Consider the following 19,474-nt stretch of genomic DNA (forward strand, 5'->3'; position numbering starts at 1 on the left):
GGAGCCGATCTCACCGGTGGTGTGGCGGGAGTTCGCCGCGAGGACCCGCCCGGCCGGACTGGATCCGAGGGCGGCGACGCCCGTGTACGGGCTGGCCGAGGCGACGCTGGCGGTGACCTTCCCGCCGCCCGGCGAGGTGGCCGTGCCCGTGGTGGTGGAGCGTGCCGCGCTGGGCCGGGGGCGGGTGGTGGAGCGGGAACCGGGCGACGGGGCCGTGGAGTTGATGGACGTCGGGCTGCCGGTGCCGGGGTGCGCGGTGCGCGTCACCGACGACGGCGGCCGGCCGCTCGGGGACCGGCGGGTGGGGCACGTCGAGGTGCGCGGTCCGCAGGTCGCCCGCGGCTACCACGGTCTGCCCGACGCGACGTCGGCCACCTTCGGCGACGGCTGGCTGCGCACCGGTGACCTGGGCTTCCTCCGCGACGGCCGGCTGTGCGTCAGCGGCCGGCACAAGGACGTGCTGTTCGTCAACGGCCGCACCTTCCACGCCCCGGACCTGGAGGAGGTCGCGGCCGGCACGCCCGGCGTGCCGGCCGGTACGACGGTGGTGGTCGGGTCGACCGATCCGGTGACCGGCGGGGAGCGGGTGGTGGTGTTCGTCGCCTGGGCGCGGCCGCCGCGCACCGCGGCCGGGGTGCTGGACCGGGTGGCGGAACGGGTCCGGGGCGCGCTGGGCCACGACGACGTGCGGGTGCTCGCGCTGCCGCCGTCCGCGTTCCCGCGCACGACGAGCGGCAAGGTGCGCCGGCAGCGGATGCGGACACGGTTCGAGGAAGGCGCGTATCGGCCGGTGGCGGCTTCCGGCACCGGGACGGGAGCGACGGGCGGCCGGACGGCGGGGCGGACCGCCGGGGCGGCGGAGGCGCCGCAGCGGGCCGACGCCGAAGGCCCGGACGATCGGACACCGCCGGCCACGGAGAGCCCGGACGGGAGTGCGCGGCCGACCGCGGAGGGCCCGGACGCGGGAGCGCGGCCGACCACAGAGGACCCAGACGCGGGAGCGCGGCCGACCACAGAGGACCCAGACGCGGGAGCGCGGCGCGTCGGCCGGACAGCGGCGGTGAGTTCGCGGTCCGTACCGGCGCCGATGCCCCGTTCTCGCGCGGAGGTGCGGCGCGTGGTGCGGGAAGTGTGGGCGAAGGTGCTGGGACTGCCGGAGGCGTCGTTCGCGGACACGGACCGGTTCGCCGGGCTGGGCGGCGGCTCGCTGAAGGCGATGGAGGCACTCGCCGCACTCGAACAGGCCCTGGACATCACCCTCGGTCCGGCGGTGATGCGCAACGACACGGTCGCCGCGCTCACCGACCAGTTGCTGGACGTGCTCTCCGACCGGAACTCCGACCGGCAGGCACCGCAGCGGCCGGCGGCGCACGGTGAGCGGGAGCGGCCGACGGCGCACGGTGGGCAGGAGCGGCCGGCGACGGACGGTGGGCAGGAGCGGCCGGCGGCGGACGGTGGGCAGGAGCGGCCGGCGGCGGACGGTGGGCGGGAGCGGGACGCCGTCACCGCCGTGGTGGGGCTGGCGTGCCGGTTCCCCGGCGCCGGCAGTCCGGAGGAGTTCTGGGAGCTGCTGATGGCCGGCCGCGACGCCGTGACCGCGGTGCCCGCCGGCCGCTGGGACAGCGGCGGGCGGTCCCGGGCGGACGAGCGGGAACGCTGGGGCGCCTTCCTCGACGACCCCGCCGCCTTCGACGCCGACCACTTCGGCATCGGTGCCGAGGAGGCACGCGCCCTCGACCCGCAGGCCCGGATCTTCCTCGAACTCGCCCACGAGGCCCTGGAACGCGCCGGATACGCCGGGCCCCGCCGCCGGGGCCTGCGGATCGGCGTCTTCGCCGCGGTGGGCGACAGCGGCTACCGGCAGGTCCTCGCCGACGCCGCTCCCGACGGCGCGCCGGCCGCCGCGGCCGCCCTCACCGGCAACCTGCCCAACCTGGTCGCCGCCCGGGTGGCGCACTGCCTCGACCTGGACGGTCCGGCGCTCGCCGTGGACACGGCGTGCTCCTCGGGCCTGGTGGCGCTGCACCTGGCGCGGCGCAGCCTCGCGGACGGCGAGTGCGACCTCGCGGTCGTGGGAGGGGTCAACCTGCATCTGACGCCCGCAGCGCACCAGGCTCTCGAGGCGGCGCAGGCGTTGTCGCCGACCGGGCGCAGCCGTGCCTTCAGCTCGGCGGCGGACGGGTTCGTCCCGGGCGAGGGCGGCGCGGCGCTGGTGGTGCGGCGGCTCGCACAGGCCCGGCGCGACGAGGACGAGGTGCTGGCCGTCGTACGCGGCACCGCCGTCAACAACGACGGTACGTCCCTGAGTCTGCTGGCGCCGAACCCGCTGCGCCAGCACGAGGTGATCGAGCGGGCCCACCGTGACTGCGGCGTCGACCCCGCGTCGGTGACGTACGTCGAGGCGCACGGCACGGGCACCGCCGTCGGCGATCCGATCGAGCTGCGGTCCCTGGCGCACGCCTTCCCGCCCCGGCCGGACGGCCGGCCCCGGCTGCTCGGCTCGGTGAAAACCAATGTCGGGCATCTGCTGAACGCGGCAGCGCTGCCGTCGTTGGTGAAGGTCGTCCTGGCCCTCGGCCACGGCCGGCTGCCCGCCTCCCTGCACCACGCCGCTCCGCTGCCCGCGGTGGAACGGTCCGGGTTCGCGCTGGTGACCGAGCCGACCGTGTGGGACTCGCCGGGCCCGCGCAGGGCCGGCATCAACGCCTTCGGCTTCGGCGGTACGAACGCCCACGCCGTCCTCGAAGAGGCCCCGCCCGCCCCGCCGCGCGCCCCGCGCCCCAGCGTCGGCGGCCCGCACCTGCTGACCCTCTCGGCCGGCAGCGCCGAAACTCTGCGGGCGTGGGCGTCCCGTCTCGGGCAGCACCTGCGCGACCACCCGGACCTCGACGAGGCCGACGTCTGCCGTGCGGTCGGTGCGGCACGGGACGAACGGCCCCACCGCCTCGCGCTGGTGGCCGACGGGGACCTGCGCGATCGGCTCGTGGCGGCGTGCGCGGACGGAGGGCCGGCGCGGCGGGACGTGGTCACCGGGACGGTGGCACGCCGGCCCCGCACGGTCTTCGTCCTTCCCGGGCAGGGTGCGCTGCGGCCCGGCCCGGGCCGGGCGCTGTACGCCACGGCACCGGTGTACCGCGCCACGCTGGACGAGGCGTCGGCGCTGGTCGGAGCAGTGCGGGGGCGGGAGTTGGCGCACTGGTGCGTCGACGGCGGTGCGGCCGCCGAGGACCTGGCCTCGACGGAGGTGGCGCAGCCGCTGCTGGTCGCCCACGGTGTCGGCCTGGCCCGGCAGCTGGCGGCATGGGGGGTGCGCGCGGACGCGGTCGTCGGGCACAGCGTCGGCGAGCTGGCGGCCGCGTGCGTGGCAGGAGTGCTCTCGCTGCGCGAGGCGGTGGGTTTCGCGGCGCGGCGGGGCCGTCTGATGGGCGGGTCGACCGCGCCGGGCGCCATGGCCGCCGTACTGGGCGCCGAGGAACGAAAGGTGGCCGCCCTGGTCGACGCCGACCCCGGTGCGCTGGCCGTCGCCGCGGACAACGGGCCCGGCCGACTGGTGATCTCCGGCACGCCGGAGGCGGTCCGCCGGGCGTCCGCGCGGCTCACCGGGCAGGGTGCGACCGTGCGTCCGCTGCGGGTGACGCGCGCCTTCCACTCGCCGCTGATGGAGCCGGTCGCGCAGGCCCTCGCGGACGCGGCGCGCGAACTGGCCCCGGCGGAGCCCGCCGTGCCGCTGATGAGCACGCTCACCGCGGCCTGGCAGCCCCGGATGGATTCCGCGTACCTGCGCGACCACGCGCTTCGGCCGGTGCGGTTCGGACCGGCCGTGGCGCGCCTGGCGGAGGAGGGCTACGACACGTTCGTGGAGCTCGGCGCGGGCGGGAACCTCTCCGGTCCGATACGGGCGGCGGCGGGCGGCGCGGTCGCCGTGGTGTCGGCACCCGTCGCGCCGCGGGGCGACGGCGAGGCGCCGGGCGGTGCGCGCGAGTTGCTGCAGACGGTGGCCCGGCTGTGGGTGCGGGGCGTACCCGTGGACCGTACGGTGCTCGACGCGGGAGGCGGACGGGTGCCGCTGCCGCCCGCTCCGTACCGGCGGCGCAGGTACTGGCCCGAGCCGGTGCCGCACGGGTTGCTGCACGCCGTCGTGTGGCGGCCCGCTCCGCTGTCCGGCGACGGGGCGGCCGGGCGGGTCGTGGTGAGCGGTGCGGACGGCGCGGCGGTACGGCGACTGGCCGACGGGCTCGCCGCGCGGGGCGTGGCCGCGGTCCCGGCGACCGGGGACGTCGACGCGGCGGACACCGTGATCCTGCTCGGTGGAACGGACCGGCCCACGGCGGCGGCCGCACTCGAACGGGAGCAGGGGCAGGCGGTCACGGCTCTGCGCGAGGCGCTGGCTCTGCTGGACCGGACCGGTGCGCGCCGGCTGCTGGTGGTGACGCGGGACGCGCATGTCACCGGTGAGGGCGCGGAACGGCCCGATCCGGCGCAGGCCGTCCTCGGCGGGCTGGCCCTGGCCGTGCCCGAGGAGTCGGCGGGGGTGGTGGCGAACTGGGTGGACCTGTCCGCCCACGACGACGAGGAGCGGTGGCTGCGGGCGCTGGCCGCCGAGGCGGCGGCACCGCAGGCGGACGGTGCGGTCGCCTGGCGCGGCGGCCGCCGCTCGGTACGGGCCGTGGTTCCGACGACCGGCGACCGGTCGGCCGACGCGGAACCGGCGGCCTGCGGACAGCCCGCCGAGGCCGTGGGCGGGAGCGACCCGGGCAACACGGAGCCGGGGCCCGCCGGACGCGCCGCCGAGCCCCTGTGCGGGAGCGCGGCGGCCGGCGTGGAGCCGCTGCCCGCGGACGGCGCCTACCTGATCACGGGTGGCGGCGGAGGCATCGGGTCCGCGCTGGCCCGGGACCTCGCGGGCCGCGGGCGGCCGGTCCTGGTGCTGGCCGGACGCTCCGCCCGCGCGCCGCGCGGCCTGGTGGAGGAACTCACCGCGCTCGGCGCGGACGCCCGCTACGTCGCGGCCGACGTCACCGTGCCCGGGGACGTGGAGCGGCTCGTCGCGCAACTGCCGCCGCTGGACGCCGTGTTCCACGCGGCCGGCACCGCCCGGCCCGGCAGCCTGCGCGGCACACCGGTGCGGGAGACGGTCGAGGCGCTGGGCGCGAAGACGACCGGCACCGTCCTGCTCGCCGAGGCGCTGCGGCGTCATGGTCAACGCCCCGGCGTGTGCGTCGCGTTCTCCTCGGTGTCGTCCGTACGGCCCGGGCTGGCCGGCGCGCTGGGCGCCTACGCGGCGGGCAACGCCTTCCTCGACGCCTTCGCCGGTGCCGAGCGCGCGGCGGGCCGCCCGTGGCTGTCGGTGAATCTCGGCCCGTTCCGCGAGACGGGCCTCGCCGCCGCTGCCGGCGCGGCGCCGGCGGGTGCCGCGGGACGGCCGCTGGCGACGGCGCCCGCGCTGGCGGCCCTGCGGTCGGCGTGTGGCACAGACGCGGCGCAGCTGGTCCTCGCCGACCTCGGTGCCGCCCCCGTGGCGCGCCGGACCGTCGAGCGGAACGAGAGGACGACGGCCCGGGCCGCAGCCACGTCCGACGGCACGTCCGGTGACACGGCCGCAGCCGCGTCCGACAGCACGAACGGCGACACGACCGCAGCCACGTCCGACGGCACGAACGGCGACACGACCGCAGCCACGTCCGGTGACACGGCCGCAGCCACGTCCGACAGCACGTCCGGTGACACGACCGGCGACACGGCCGGTGTGCTGCGGGAGTTGCTGGCGCAGGCCCTCGGCGTCGCGGCGTCGGACGTCGACGACGACACCCCGTTCCTGGCCCTCGGCCTGGACTCGCTGGGCGCCGTCGACCTCGTCAAGCGGCTGGAGCGGAGGCTGGGCCGGGACCTGCCCACCACGCTCTTCTTCGAGCACCGGACGGTGCGTGAACTCGCCGCCCACCTCGGTGATCGGGCCCCGGAGCCCGCGGAGGGCGAGCCGTTCCCGTTGACGCCCGTCCAACGGGCGCTGTACACCAGCAGCCTGCTCCATCCGGAGGTGCCGGCCCGCGGCCATCTGCGGCTGACGGTCCGCGGACCGCTCGACACCGGACTCCTCGGCCGGGCGCTCGCGACGCTGGCCGAGCGGCACGGCATGCTGCGGCTGCGCGTCGACGGCTCGGGACCGCGGCCGGTGCAACGGGTGGCGCCGCCGGTGGCGGTGGCGGACTGGTACGAGGTGATCGACTGCGCCGCCGAGGACGTACCCGGCATCGAGGCGGACGTGTGCAACCGGCCCTTCGACCTGGCGGCGCGTCCGCCGGTGCGGGCCGTGCTGCTGCGCGAGGGGCCGGAACGCGCCCACCTGCTGCTGGTGGTGCACCATGCGGCGGCCGACGGGTACAGCCTGAACGTCCTCGCGGAGGAACTGTGGTCGGCCTACGCCGCGTTGAGCCACGGGGAACGTCCGCCGCCGGCACCGCGGGCGCCCGACTTCGCCCGGTACGCGGCCCGGAACGAGGGCTCCGGGGTCGGCGAATCCGTCCGGCGCCACTGGGCGGAGCGTCTCGCTGCGCGCGGTGAGCCGCTGCGGCTCCCCTACGACGGCGATCCGGACGCGCCCGTGACCGGCCCGATCGCGCAGCATCCCGGCGAGATCGGCCCGGAGGAGGTCGCCGGGCTGGAACGGCTGGCCGCCGCGCACGACGTGTCCCTGTTCCACCTGCTCCTGGCCGCCTATGTGCGCTGCCTCGCCCGGTGGTCGGGCCGCCGGGACGTCGCCGTGAACGTGGCCAGGGCCGGACGCGAGGACCGCTTCGACGGCGTGGAGCGGCTCGTCGGTCCGCTCGCCGACACCCTGCCGCTGCTGTGCGAGGTGGCCGACGGCGAACCGGTCACCGCGCTGGCGCGGCGGGTGCGCCGCGCGTGGCTGGAGAGCGAGCGGCACGCGGGCCCGAGCAGCCTCGACCTCGCCGGACTGCTGCCGGGCGCCGGTGCCGGTCCGCGCACGGTCAGCCCGGCGGGCTTCAGCTTCGCCCGTTTCCCGGCGGCGACGGTCACGGGAAGTCCGGTGCAGGTGCGGGCGACCGGAGCCGGCACCGGTTCGGCCACCACCCGGCTGTCCCTGCTGTGCTGGTCGGACGGCCCGGTGCTGCGGCTGTCGTGGAACTTCCCGGCGCCACTGTTCGAGCGGGCGACCGTGGCGCGTCTGGACCGTGAGTTCCGCGCGGAACTCGCCGCGGCCGCGCACACCCCCGTCACCCGCGCCGAGCCGCACCCGCCCGCGCGGACCGAGGCGAGTCCGCCGCTGGCCGTCCGGCTGCTCGACCGGTTCCGCACGCATGCCGCGTCGACGGCCGTCGACGCGGGCGAGGCGTCCTTGACCTACGCGGCGCTCGACCGGGCTTCGGCCGCACTCGCGGCGCGGCTGCGCGCGCTCGGCGTGCGCCGGGGCGAGCTGGTCGGACTGCTCACCGAGCCGGGCGCGGACACGGTGGTGGGGGTCGTCGGCATCCTGCGGGCGGGAGCCGGCTGGGTCCCGCTGGACCCGGAGCACCCCCGCGCGCGGCTCGCCGACCAACTGGCCCGCACGGGAGCCACCACAGTGGTGTGCCACTCCCCCACCCGGGCCGTCGCCGACGCGCTGACCGGCGTACGGACGGTGCCGGCCGACGGCCCGCCGGAGGAACCTGCGGACGCCGCCGTCACCCCGCCCGACCCCGACGCGATCGCGTACGTCATTTTCACCTCCGGTTCGACCGGCCGTCCCAAGGCGGTTCCGGTCACCCACCGGGCGATGGAGAACTACCTCGACTGGGCCGTGGACACCTTCGGTTACGGGCCCGGGGACCGTCTCGCGCAGACGGCGTCGCCGTGCTTCGACGCCTCCGTACGCCAGTTGCTCGCGCCGCTGCTGGTGGGCGGGACCGTGGTGGGCGTGCCGCGGCACCTGCTGCGCGATCCGGAACTGCTGCTGGCGCACGTGGAACGGGCCCGGGTGACCGTGTGGAGTTCCGTGCCGACGCTGTGGGAGCAGCTGCTGTCCGCCGCCGAGGCACGGGCACGGCACGCAGCGGTGGACCTGTCCGCGCTGCGCTGGGTGCACGTCGGCGGTGAGGCCCTGCCCGTCGGGCATGTGCGCCGCTGGTTCGACCTGTTCGGCGAGGGCGCACGGATCGCGAACCTCTACGGGCCCACCGAGACCACGATCAACGCCGCCTGCCACATCGTCGATGCCCGGCCGGACGACGGGGCGCGGCAGGTGCCGATCGGGCGGGCCGCGGCCGGGGCCCTGCTGGAGGTGGTCGACGACGACGGTGCCGTCTGCGGGGCGGGCGAGGCCGGGGAACTGCTGATCGCGGGCACCGGCCTGAGCCCCGGCTACCTGGGCGAACCGGAGCTGACCGCGCGGGCGTTCACGTTCCGCGCGGGCCGGCGCTGGTACCGCAGCGGGGACCGGGTGCGCCGGTCGGCCGACGGGGTCCTGGAGTTCCTGGGCCGGATCGACGCGCAGGTGAAGATCCGCGGGAACCGGGTGGAGCCGGGCGAAGTCGAGGCGGCGCTGCAGACGTGTCCCGGGGTGGCGCTGGCGGCGGTGACCGCCCATGAGGGGCGGCTGCTCGCGTTCGTCACCGCGCGGGCCGGTGCCGGGCGGCCGACTGCCGTCGGCGTGCGCCGGCATCTGGCCGGGCTGCTGCCGTCGTACATGCTCCCGGCGCGGATCACGGTGGTCGACGCGCTGCCGCTGACCGGCACGGGCAAGGTCGACCGGTCGGCGCTGACGGCGGTCACCGGGGCCGTCCTGGACGGCGGCGACTCACGGCACGAGAACGGCGACGGCGACGGGAGGACCGCTCCGGTCACGGCGACCGAACGGAGGCTGGCCGCGGTCTGGTCCGAGCTCCTGGGAGTGACCGGGGTGTGCCGCGAGGACGACTTCTTCGCGCTGGGCGGTGACTCGCTGCTGGTGCTCCAGGTGTTCGCGCGGCTCGCGGAGCACGAAGGGCCGCTGCCGCGGCCGACCGTGGTCTACCGGCACCGCACCCTGGCCGCGCTGGCCCGGGCCGTGGACGCCGCCGCCGGACAGCGGACCCCGGCACCGTCCACCGCCCCGGCCTCTCTCTCCGATCCGGCCCGCCCTGCTGTTCCGGCCACTCCGGCCGATACCGCCGATACCGCTGATCCGGCCGATCCGGCCGATACCGCCGATACGGCCCATGCCGCCGATCCGGCCGATACCGCCGATACGGCCCATGCCGCCGATCCGGCCGATACCGCCGATACGGCCCATGCCGCCGATCCGGCCGATACCGCCGATACGGCCCATGCCGCCGATCCGGCCGATCCCGCCGATCCGGCCGTTCCGGTAGCCCAGGTCGCTCCGGCCGGCGACGACGCCACGTCCCCGTTCCCCGTCACCCCCGGGCAGCGCGGGTTCCTGCTCGCCGACGCGCTCACGCCGGGCGACGGGACGTGGCTGGCCCGGCTCCGGCTGTCCGGGCCGCTGGATCCGGAGCTGTTCCAGCGGGCGGTGGACGTGCTGGTGGAGCGTCACGGCATGCTGCGCACCGTCTTCCCGGCCGGTGCCCGGCCGCCCGTCCAGCAGGAGCTGCCGCGGTCGCTGCGCCTCCCGGTCGTCTTCGAGACGGTCGACGGCCCGTTGGAGGTCGAGGAGCGCGCCGCTGCGGAGGCGGAACGGCGCCTGGAACCCTGGGCGTGGCCGCTGCTGCGGCTTCGGCTGCTCACCCTGGACCCGCTGGAGCACGTCCTGCTGGTCCACGCGCACCACCTCATCGGCGACGGATACAGCGCCGCGCTGCTGATGCGGGAACTCACCGACGCCTACGACCGGTTGGCCGGCGGTGACACGCCCGCACCGGCCCCGCTCCGGACCACCTTCCGGGACCATGTCCTGGCGCGGACGGGCGCAGGCGGCGCACCGGCGGCGCAGGCCGGGCTCCGGGCCCGGGCCGGGCGGCTCGGCATGCCGTACCGGCCTCCGGTGCTGCGCGCCGTTGCAGCAGTGGCCGAAGCCGGTTTCGGCGCGGCGGAGTTCACGCTCGACGCGTCCTCGACGACCGCGCTGCGCAAGGTCGCCGCGGATGCGGGAAGCACGCTGTACGCGCCGCTGCTGACGGCGTACTACCAGGAGTTGGCGGCGGTGACGGGCCGCGCGGACCTCGTCGTGGGCCTGGCGGTCAGCGGCCGGGACCGGGCGGCGCCGCCGGACGCGCACCGGGTCTTCGGGCCGTTCGCCACGGCCGTGCCCGTACGGCCGGCCGGCGCCGCGGACTCTCCGCTGACCGAAGGGGACTTCGGTGCCGCGGTGCGGCGGATCGCGGCGGAGGCGGAGGCGGCACGGGAGTACGGGGACGACGAGGACGTCGTGCCCCGGCACGCCGACGGACTGCCCGTGACCGCGCAGTTCTTCTTCACCTACCTCGACTTCGCGGCACTGGCGCCCCGGGACGGCGGCGTGCTGCGGGTGTCGTGGGACGGCGGAGAGAGCACCTTCCTGCCGCCGTCGTCCGCGACGGACCTGTTCCTGGCGGTCCGGCCGGACGGTGACGGTCTGCGGGTCGCACTCCGCGGCTCGGCCGCCGCGTTCCCGGCGGCGGCTCTCAACGGTTTCGCCCGCTCGCTGCACGGCCGTCTGGTGCGGGCGGCCGGAGGTGGGACAGCCGCTGCGGTCCCGTCGGGGAAGCGGCGGGAGACGATGGACGCGGCGCTCGTCGGCTATCTGCCGGCGCCGGAGCATCTCGCCCGGCTGGCGGGCCTGCCCGAACGGTCGCTGCCGCGGGAGGAGGTGCGTGCCCTGCTGTTCCCCGACGGTGCCCCGCGGCTGCTGGAGACGGTGCGGACACCGCTCGGCCGGTCGGGTTTCGTCTGCGTGCCGCTCTTCGCCGACGAACTCGGCGGCGACGACGGGCTGGTGGCGCACACCGCGCGTGCGGTGTCGCTGGCCGGTTCGCTGGGTGCGCGCTGCGTGTCCCTCGCGGGGATGATCCCTTCGCTGACCGGTTACGGCTTCGACGTGCTGCGGTTCCGGCGGTACGCGTCGGCGGTGACGACGGGGCACGCGGCGACGGTGGTGTCGGTGGTCAAGACCGTGCACGCGGCGCTCGACGCCACGGGCCGGGATCTGGGCGACCTCGAGGTGGCGTTCGCCGGTCTGGGTTCGATCGGCGCCTCCTCACTGGAGCTGCTGCTGGCGCTCGCGGCCCGGCCGCCTCGGCGTCTGCTGCTGTGCGACGTGCCGGGCAGCGGCCCGCGACTGCGGGCACTCGGACGCCGGCTGCGTGCGTGCGGCGCGGCGGGCGAGGTGGAGGTCGTCGAGTCGGGCCGGATGCTGCCGGACGCGGTGCACGGCGCGGACCTGCTGGTGACGGCGGTCAGCGGTGCGGCCACCGTGCTCGACGTGGACCGGCTGCGGCCCGGTGCCGTCGTGGTCGACGACTCCTTCCCGCACTGCTTCGACACGGCGCGGGCGCTGGCCCGCATGCGGGAACACGGCGACGTGCTGGTGCTGGGCGGCGGACTGCTGGACGTCGGCCGAACCGACCGGGAGGTCGCCGCCGACCTCCCGGCCGCCGCGGCGGCCGGCCATCTGGCCCAGCCCTGGATCGACGGCACCCTGGCCTCCTGCCGCACCGAGTCCCTGCTGCACGCGGCGGGTCACCCGCTGCCGCCGGTGCACGGCCTGGTGGACGCGGCGACGGCGCGCGCCCACTGGGACGCCGTGGAAAGCGCCGGGATCACGGCGGCGCCGCTGCATCTGCTCGGCCGCACCGTCGACGTGCCGACGGGCACCGCTGACCCGGAACGGAGGTCAGATACCGAACTCCGCGGGTGAGAGTCCGAGGGCCGAGCAGGCGTCACGGATGGCGTACTGCTCGGACGCCTCGAAGTGGCCGTCGGCACCGGCGACGACCATGCCCGTCTGGACCACCGCTCGGGCCTCGGCCGGCTTCTTCGCCGCCTTCGCGATGTCCTCCAGCGCCCGTGCCTTGCCCAGTTCGAAGTTGGCCGTGAGCCGGTCCACGTGCTCGTTGAACCGGGTGCGGAGCTGGTCGGCGGGGAAGTTCTGCAACACCTCGTTGGAGACGATCAGCTCCTCCACCCGCTGCCGCTCCGCCGGCTCGACACGCCCGTCGGCCGCGGCGACCAGCGCGCACATCGCCATGCTGGCGTCCCGGTAGGCGCCGCTCTTCAGTTCGGCCTTGGCCGACGCGAGCTGCGACTTGAACAGCCCCATCAGCTGGGCCTTGGAGCCACCGCCGGAGGACGAGCCGTGCCCGGGCGTGTGCTGTCCGCCTCCCCGCCCGCTCTGGCCCTGCTGGAGAGTCCTGGCCTGGTCCTTCAGCCGGTCCCACATCGCCACTTGGTGCCACCTCGGCTTCTGTTGCTGTCCGTCCGGTCCCGGTACCGGTCCCGGATCTTCGGTACGTCCGGTCAACGGACGCGCCCGCGACCATGTTCCCGCAGGGCAAAAGAAGGGCAAAAACCGTTCGGAAGCCGATCGAAACTTTCGACGCCACGGCCCCTGAATCCCGGTCCTGAAACCATCGGCGACCGCCCGGGACCCGCCGTGCTCGGCGACACCCGACGCACTGGCGCCGGGCGCGGCGTCGGACCGGTCCCGCCGGGCACGGCACACGCGGACACGAACGTCACGGCGAACCAGACCGGCACCGGCAAGGGCACCGTCACCGGCGACGGCGCCGGGCGTTTTCCGTGGTGGTGGCGCTCCGCTCGTACCGGAGCGCCACGCCGGTCGCGACGGCGCCGAGGCCCTCCCAGACCCCGACGCCGATGAACACCTCCGGCGCCTTCCGCCGACGGCGGCGGCCGTGAACACCGCGCACGTCAGCAGCCGGAACGGCACCGTCCAGCGGAAGAAGGCCCGCCAGTCGGCGAGCGCGGCCAGCACGTAGTACACGCCCATGTTGAGCGCCGCCGTCGACGACGCCGTCACGAAGGCCGACGTGTGGTCGCCGGCGCCCCGCTCGCCGGGCACGGCGAGGCCGAGCAGGGACAGCTGCGCGGCCGGCGCGACCAGGCCCACCGCGCCGAGCGCGGCGGCGAGCACACCGAACACGGCCATGGTCCAGCCGGACGGCGAGCGGGGAAACCGCGCGGGCGCTCTCACCCGGTGGTCACCGTCACGTGGTCCACGACCAGTTGCTGCGGGAAGACGGTGGAGCCGTCCGGGTCGCCGGGCCAGTAGCCGCCCACCGCGAGGTTGAGGATGAGGAAGAACGGCTTGTTGAACACCCAGGTCCGGCCGCCCAGGTCGGCGGGGGTGCGCCGCTGGTAGACGTTGCCGTCCACGGACCAGGTGATCGAGTCGGGCGCCCAGTCGACGGCGAAGGTGTGGAAGTCGTCCGCGAAGGCCCGGCCGCCCGGCAGGGTGTAGCCGGCGCCGATGCCGCCGGAGCCGGAGTAGCCGGGGCCGTGGATGGTGCCGTGCACCGTGGAGGGCTCGAAGCCGACGTTCTCCATGATGTCGATCTCGCCGGAGTCCGGCCAGTTGACCGGAGTGCCCAGCATCCAGAACGCCGGCCACATGCCCTGACCGCGCGGGATCTTCATCCGCGCCTCGATGTGCCCGTACTGGGCGGTGAACTTCCCGGAGGTGTTCAGCCGGGCCGAGGTGTACTCGCACCTGCCGTACCAGCACTGGTAGTCGGCCGGGTTCTCCTTGCGGGCGGTGATGACCAGGTGGCCCTGACCGTCCAGCGCGGCGTTCGCGGTGCCGGACGTGTAGTACTGCCGCTCGTGGTTGTTGACGTTGTCGCCGGTCTCCAGCTGCCACTTGGAGCCGTCGACCGCCGCGCCCGCGGGACCGTCGAAGGTGTCCGAGAACGCCACGGCGGCGGCGTCGGGCGCCTCCGCCGCCCGTGCGGTCCCGACCACGCCGGAGGCGAGCAGCGCGGTCGACAGGGCCGCGACCAGCCAGGTGCGGCGTGTACGCGGAGAGGACATGGCTCTCCTTTCCGTACGGCGGCCCGTGCGCTCGGGCCGCCGACCGAGGTTGTGGGGGGAAAGGTGCAACGACTTGATTCAAGGAGTGAGATAAGAGGGCGTCAAGGCCCTGGTACGGACCTTCCGTTCACAGTGCCGGACCGTCCCGGCCCTCGTTCACGTCGTGGTGCCCCATGAGGTGCGGTGCGCGCAGCCCGGGTCGTGCCGGGTCGCGCACGAGGTCCACCAGCGTTCGCAGCAGGCGGTGTCGACCTCGGCCCGCGCGAGCGCCGCCGCGGCCGTGTCCCGCCAGGCCGACCGCCTGGCCTCCCGCTGCCGCAGGGCGGCGACGGTACGCCGTTCGCCGGCGATGACGGTCTCGCGGACGACGCCCACGACGGGAGCGAGGGCGGCGGCCGCCATGGCGAGGGTGGTCCAGGCGGGCACCGCGCCCCAGGTGCGCACGGTGCAGAAGGCCAGCCAGAGGGCGACGGCGACGTACAGGACGACGAGTGCGCGGCCGCCCCTGCTCATGGCGGGTTCTCCTTCGCGTGCCGTCGGGGCACGGGCCGGCCGGTCGCCGCCCGCGTTCCGTCGACGTCGGACGCAGTCCTGATGCCCCGGATCCGGCCGGGCATGACTCCCGGCACCCGCCCGTTCCCATCTCCTGGGAAGCGCGGCCGAGTTGCCGGCCGCTCCGGGCCGGGCGGGGCACCGCGTCGGGGCGACCGAACGGGTGCGCTACATTTTGCTCGCCCTTGCCCGCGATCAATCACGATCTTTCACGCTACGGAGCCGGCAACCTCATGAGCGACATCGTCAACGGACTCGGCCGGGCCACCGCCTACGGCGCACTCGGACTGGTCCTGCTCGTCCTCGGCATCGTCCTCGTCGACGTGCTGACCCCGGGGAAGCTCGGCCGGCAGATCTGGGAGGAACGCAACCGCAACGCGTCCGTGGTACTCAGCTCCTCGCTGCTCGGCATCGGCGGCATCGTGTTCACCTCGATCTGGACGACGTACGAGGACTTCGGCAAGGGGCTGGTCTCCACGGCGACGTTCGGAGTGCTGGGCCTGGTGATGATGGCCGTGGCGTTCCTCGTGGTGGACCTCATCACGCCGGGGCGGCTCGGGGCGACGCTGGTCGATCCCGAACCGCACCCGGCGGTCTGGGTGACGGCGTCCTGCAACCTGGCCGTCTCCGCCGTCATCTCGGCGTCCATCGCCTGACCGGTCTCCTCACCGGCACGGCGACGACCCACGCCCCGGCCCCCGCGCCACCCGCGGGAGCCGGGGCGTCGCGCGTCCCGGGCCGGGCCCACGGCCCGCACCGGCGACGGTTCAGTCCCGGCCGGTGAACTCCCATCGCCCGTGCGGCACCCGGTAGACGACGAACTCCGGCTCCGCGCGCAGGAACCGGGCGCCGCGCGGCGCGTCGACGCGGGAGGCGTCGCCGGCCGGCACATGGACGTCGGCGGCCGAGCCCACGGGGACCTCGACCGTGAGCCGGGTCCGGCCGTCGATCCGCGACCAGGACGCGGCCGCCGGGCCGCGCACCGTGCGGATCGAGGTGCGCGCCCAGTCCACCCCCGTACGGGCGTCGGGACGCACCACGAAGGTGCGGTAGCCGGCGTCGCCGGGCCGCAGCCCGGCCACGTTCTCGTACAGCCACTGGACGACGGTGCCCTGGAAGTAGTGGTCGCGGGAACGGGAGTCCAGCGGCCACATCTCCCACATGGTGTCGGCACCGTGCTCGTACCAGAACCCCCAGCTCGGATACGTCCGTCGGGTGGCCACGGCGTGCGCCACGTCGGGGCGGCCGTGCGCGCACAGCACCCTCAGCAGCACACTGGTGCCCAGCGCGCCGGTGTTGAGGTGGTTGCCGCGCTCCTCGATGTCCCGCACCAGGCTGTCCAGCACGGTGGCACGGGCGCCCGCGGGCACCAGGCCGAAGGCGAGCGGCACGGCGTTGGACGTCTGCCGGTATCCCGGGTCCTTGGCCGTCCGGTAGTGGCCCTCCGGGCCGAGGAACGCCGCGTTGAACGCGTCCCGCAGCGTCCCGGCGGCCTGCCGGTAGCGGTCCGCGGTCTCCTCCTCGCCCAGCAGATCGCCCAGTTCGGCGGTGTGCAGCAGGGCCCGGTGCAGATACGCCGTCGCGGTGAGCCGGGTGTCCTCGGGCGGGTTGCCGCCGTAGCCCGGCGGCAGGTAGTCGCCGAGCGCCGTGACCGCCAGCCCGTCCCGCAGCCGCGACAGCTCCCAGTCGAGGTAGCGCACCAGCGGCGCCCAGTGCTCACGGGCGGCGCGCTCGTCGCCGTACACGCGGTACATCTCGCGCACCACGAACGGGTAGACCGTCGTCCACTCGGGCGAGGGACCCAGATCGCCGTAGCCCCAGCCGCCGCTCGGCACGATCACCGGCAGCTGCCCCGCCTCCGTCTGACTGTCCGCCAGGTCGCCGAGCCACTTGGACAGCAGGCGGTGCACCCCGAAGGCGTACGCCATCACGGGCGCCCCGAGCTGCGCGTCGCCGGTCCAGCCGTTCTTCTCGTACATCGGGGTGTCGGTCGGGATGCCGTGCAGGTTGTTCAGCACGGTGCGGCGCATCGCCTGCTCCAGCCACTCGTAGAACGGCTCCGAGCAGGCGAAGGAACCGACCTCCTCCACCCCGGTGTGCACCAGCCGGCCGAGCACGTCGTCCGGTTCCGGCCGCCCGGGCAGCCCGCTGACCTGCACATAGCGGAAGCCCTTGTACGAGAACGACGGCTCCCACACCTCCTGTCCGCCGCCGGCGCACACGTACTCGTCCGTCTGGAAACGGCCGGGCACATGGCCCGTCTCGGCGTGCACGCTGCCGTCGTCGTTCAGCTTCTCGCCGTGCACCAGCCGCACGACCGTGCCCTCGGCGGCGTCCCGTACGGTCAGCCGCGTCCAGCCCGCCATGGTGCGGCCCATGTCCACCACGTACACGCCGGGCCGCAGTTCGGCGATCTCCCGCGGCCGCACCGTGTCGACGACCTCGATCGGGTCGTGCGGCTGGGCGCGCAGCGTTCCGGCCGGCGCCGGCTGCACTCCGGCCGGGCGCCACGCGCTGTCGTCGAATCCGGGGCGGGTCCAGCCGGCGGGCACCAGACGGGCGTCGAAGGTCTCGCCGGCGTACAGGGAGTTGGAGCGGGTCGGGCCCTCGGTGAGCCGCCAGTCGCCGTCCGTGACGACGGTGGTGCGCGACCCGTCGGGGTGGTCGATCTCCAGCTGGGCGAGGAGCCGGGGCTCGCCGTGCCAGGGCGGGCGGTGCCAGTTCCACACGTTCGGGGTGGTCATGCCGTAGAAGCCGCGGCCGAGGGTGACGCCGAGGGCGTTCTCGCCGCGTTCCAGCAGGCCGGTCACGTCGTGCACGGCGTACAGCACGGTCTCGTCGTAGTCGGTGAACCCGGGGTCGAGGACCTGCCGTCCGACGCGGCGGCCGTTGAGGTGCGCCTCGTAGTAGGCGAGTCCGCTGATGTACAGGCGCGCCGCGGAGATCTCCTTGCGCACGGTGAAGGCCCTGCGCAGCAGCGGTGCGGGCTGCTCCGGCGCGGCGACCGACACCCCCGCACCCCAGGGCCCCTGGCCGTACGGTGCGAGGACGGCGGCCTCTGCCCAGCCGGCGTCGTCGAAGTCCGGCCGCTGCCAGCCGGTCTGTTCCGTCTCCGCGCTGCGCCACCCGGCGCCGGTGACCAGTTCGTGCTGCCGTCCGTCGGCGGTGTCCACGAGCAGCCGGACCAGCAGTCCGCCCGGATTGACGGCGGCGCCGCCCCGGTTGGTGGCGACGGCGGCGATGACCACCTCCCCTCCGCCGCCGTCCGGTCGCCCGGCGCGGAGGATGGCGGTGACGTCCGCGACCTGCCCGGTGCGCCAGCCGTCCTGCTCCCGCGGTGCGTGCAGCGCGCGTTCCCCGTCCGCGTACAGCGTGAAGTCGTCGTCCGCGGTGGCGACCAGTACGGCGCGCCGGATTCCGGCCGTCGCCGGCAGTTCCAGCCGTGCCCGGAACCAGCGGCTGCCCTCGGGCGCGTCGGAGGAGGTGGCGCCCGGCGACCAGATCCAGGAGGCGCCGTCGAGGGACGGTGGCTGCGGCGGTGCGTCGGCGCCGATCCAGCCGGCCCGCCAGTCCTGGTCGGACAACGTTGTCTCCCACCAGCGGGGCTCGCTCCAGCGGGACGCCCGGCCGTCGCCGTCCCAGACCCGGACGCGCCAGAAGTAGCGGGTGCGAGGGCGCAGGGCAGGGCCGTCGTAGGCGACGCCCACCGTCCGGTCCGAGGCGACCTTCCCGGAGTCCCACACCGTCCGCCCGTCCCAGCGGGCCCGGTCCCGGACCACCTGGACCCGGTAGGCGCTCTGCCGGACACCCTGCCCGGGCGCCGCCAACTCCCAGGACAGCCGCGGGCGTTCGACGTCCGTGCCGAGCAGCGTCTCGGCGTACTCCACACGGGTGCGCACGATGCGCAGACCGCTCTCCCCGGGTCCGGACGCGGGCGCGGCATCCGCCGGCGCGGCGGCGGCGAACCCGCCAAGTCCCGCTCCGGCGGCGGCGGTTCCCCTCAGGAAGGATCTGCGCTTCCAATTTTCGGCCATCATGTGCGTCCCTCACTCGTCTCGATCACGACGGTTGAAACGTTTCATTGGCGCTCTTCAGCGATCCTATGGACGCCGCGCGAGGCGCTACAAGGGGTGTGACGGTGGGATATCGGAAAGGAAACCGGTGCGGGAATGGCGTGTACTGCTCCCGCGTTGTCGGTGGGAGGCTGCACAATGATCTTAAAAGGAGATCAACTCCGGCGCCGAGCTGGGTAGACGGTCTCGTATCCCGGCACCGGAAAGGTCATGCAGATGCTCTTCACCGTCAACCGCACCAACACCGTCGCCGTCCTGCCGACCGCGCGCCGCGGACGCCCGGTGACGACCGAGTTCCCGGCCGACCGCTCCCGGCCACGCCCGCCGGGCCCGGGCGGCACCCACGCCGAGGTGCTGCGCGTCATATCCGACCCCCGCAGTCCCACGTACGTCACCGTGTACGCGGACGGCCGCCGCAGATACAGCTACTGGCGCCCGCTGGACTCCACCACCGGCACCGGCGGCTGCTACGCCGCGCTGCCGACCGCCGCCTGCGACGAGCTGCACGCGGCCGGGCGCATCACGCTGGGTGAGCCGGTGGTCGACCCGAACCGGACGACGTACCGCGTCCGCCCGGCCGCCCGTGCCCAGTCGGCGCCCCGCGCCCAGTCGGCCCCGCTCGCCGCGCCGGCCCAGGGGACCGCTCCGGCCGCACGCACCCGGCCCGAGCCGGTGAGCCCGGCGCGGCAACGCGCGCGCGTGGCCTGACCGGATTCGCACCCCGATCCCGCCTGCGAGCCGGAACGCGTCACCGCACGCTCGAAAGTTTCGGCTCCATCCCCCGTCCCCACGTGGGGTTTCGGCACCCATGACTTCCAAGTCCGGGCAGATCATGGGTGGTTTCGGGTTTTCGACAGGGGACCGAAAGCGCCAACCTCAGGCGCACG

At 75.4% G+C, this 19,474-nt stretch carries 6 protein-coding genes and 2 pseudogenes; 3 read left to right on the top strand and 5 right to left on the bottom strand.

Annotation, left to right across the window (positions count from 1 at the left end):
- On the top strand, positions 1 to 11,830 hold an 11,830-nt coding region (locus tag FGW31_RS01515), incomplete at its 5' end, for a non-ribosomal peptide synthetase/type I polyketide synthase (RefSeq protein WP_142191455.1).
- On the opposite strand, the gene FGW31_RS01520 is transcribed toward FGW31_RS01515, so the two are convergent.
- The 4 genes and pseudogenes from FGW31_RS01520 to FGW31_RS01535 all read right to left on the bottom strand — a co-directional run bounded on the left by FGW31_RS01520 (position 11,807) and on the right by FGW31_RS01535 (position 14,475).
- Positions 11,807 to 12,358, bottom strand: a complete 552-nt coding sequence (locus FGW31_RS01520; protein WP_142191456.1) for a tellurite resistance TerB family protein — start codon at positions 12,356 to 12,358, stop codon at positions 11,807 to 11,809. The genes FGW31_RS01515 and FGW31_RS01520 overlap by 24 nt on opposite strands.
- 325 nt (positions 12,359 to 12,683) lie before the next feature.
- A pseudogene (locus FGW31_RS35445) lies at positions 12,684 to 13,081 on the bottom strand (hypothetical protein).
- A 44-nt stretch (positions 13,082 to 13,125) separates the two neighbouring features.
- Positions 13,126 to 13,962: pseudogene (locus FGW31_RS01530) on the bottom strand (glycoside hydrolase family 16 protein); the annotation flags it as partial.
- Positions 13,963 to 14,118: 156 nt separating this feature from the next.
- Positions 14,119 to 14,475: a hypothetical protein gene (locus FGW31_RS01535; protein ID WP_142191458.1), complete on the bottom strand. Its 357-nt coding sequence runs from the start codon at positions 14,473 to 14,475 to the stop codon at positions 14,119 to 14,121.
- Between the two features lie 272 nt (positions 14,476 to 14,747).
- On the opposite strand from FGW31_RS01535, the gene FGW31_RS01540 reads away from it, so the two are divergent.
- Positions 14,748 to 15,170, top strand: a complete 423-nt coding sequence (locus tag FGW31_RS01540) for a DUF350 domain-containing protein (RefSeq protein ID WP_142191459.1) — start codon at positions 14,748 to 14,750, stop codon at positions 15,168 to 15,170.
- 111 nt (positions 15,171 to 15,281) lie between these two features.
- Here the strand turns inward: FGW31_RS01540 and FGW31_RS01545 are convergent, their stop codons facing one another.
- On the bottom strand, positions 15,282 to 18,551 hold the full coding sequence (locus tag FGW31_RS01545) for a family 78 glycoside hydrolase catalytic domain (protein ID WP_220450341.1): 3,270 nt from the start codon (positions 18,549 to 18,551) through the stop codon (positions 15,282 to 15,284).
- A gap of 246 nt (positions 18,552 to 18,797) precedes the next feature.
- On the opposite strand from FGW31_RS01545, the gene FGW31_RS01550 reads away from it, so the two are divergent.
- On the top strand, positions 18,798 to 19,295 hold the full coding sequence (locus FGW31_RS01550) for a hypothetical protein (RefSeq protein WP_373303393.1): 498 nt from the start codon (positions 18,798 to 18,800) through the stop codon (positions 19,293 to 19,295).
- Positions 19,296 to 19,474 lie beyond the last annotated feature (179 nt).

The organism is Streptomyces calvus (assembly GCF_006782915.1).
Taxonomy (GTDB): domain Bacteria; phylum Actinomycetota; class Actinomycetes; order Streptomycetales; family Streptomycetaceae; genus Streptomyces; species Streptomyces calvus.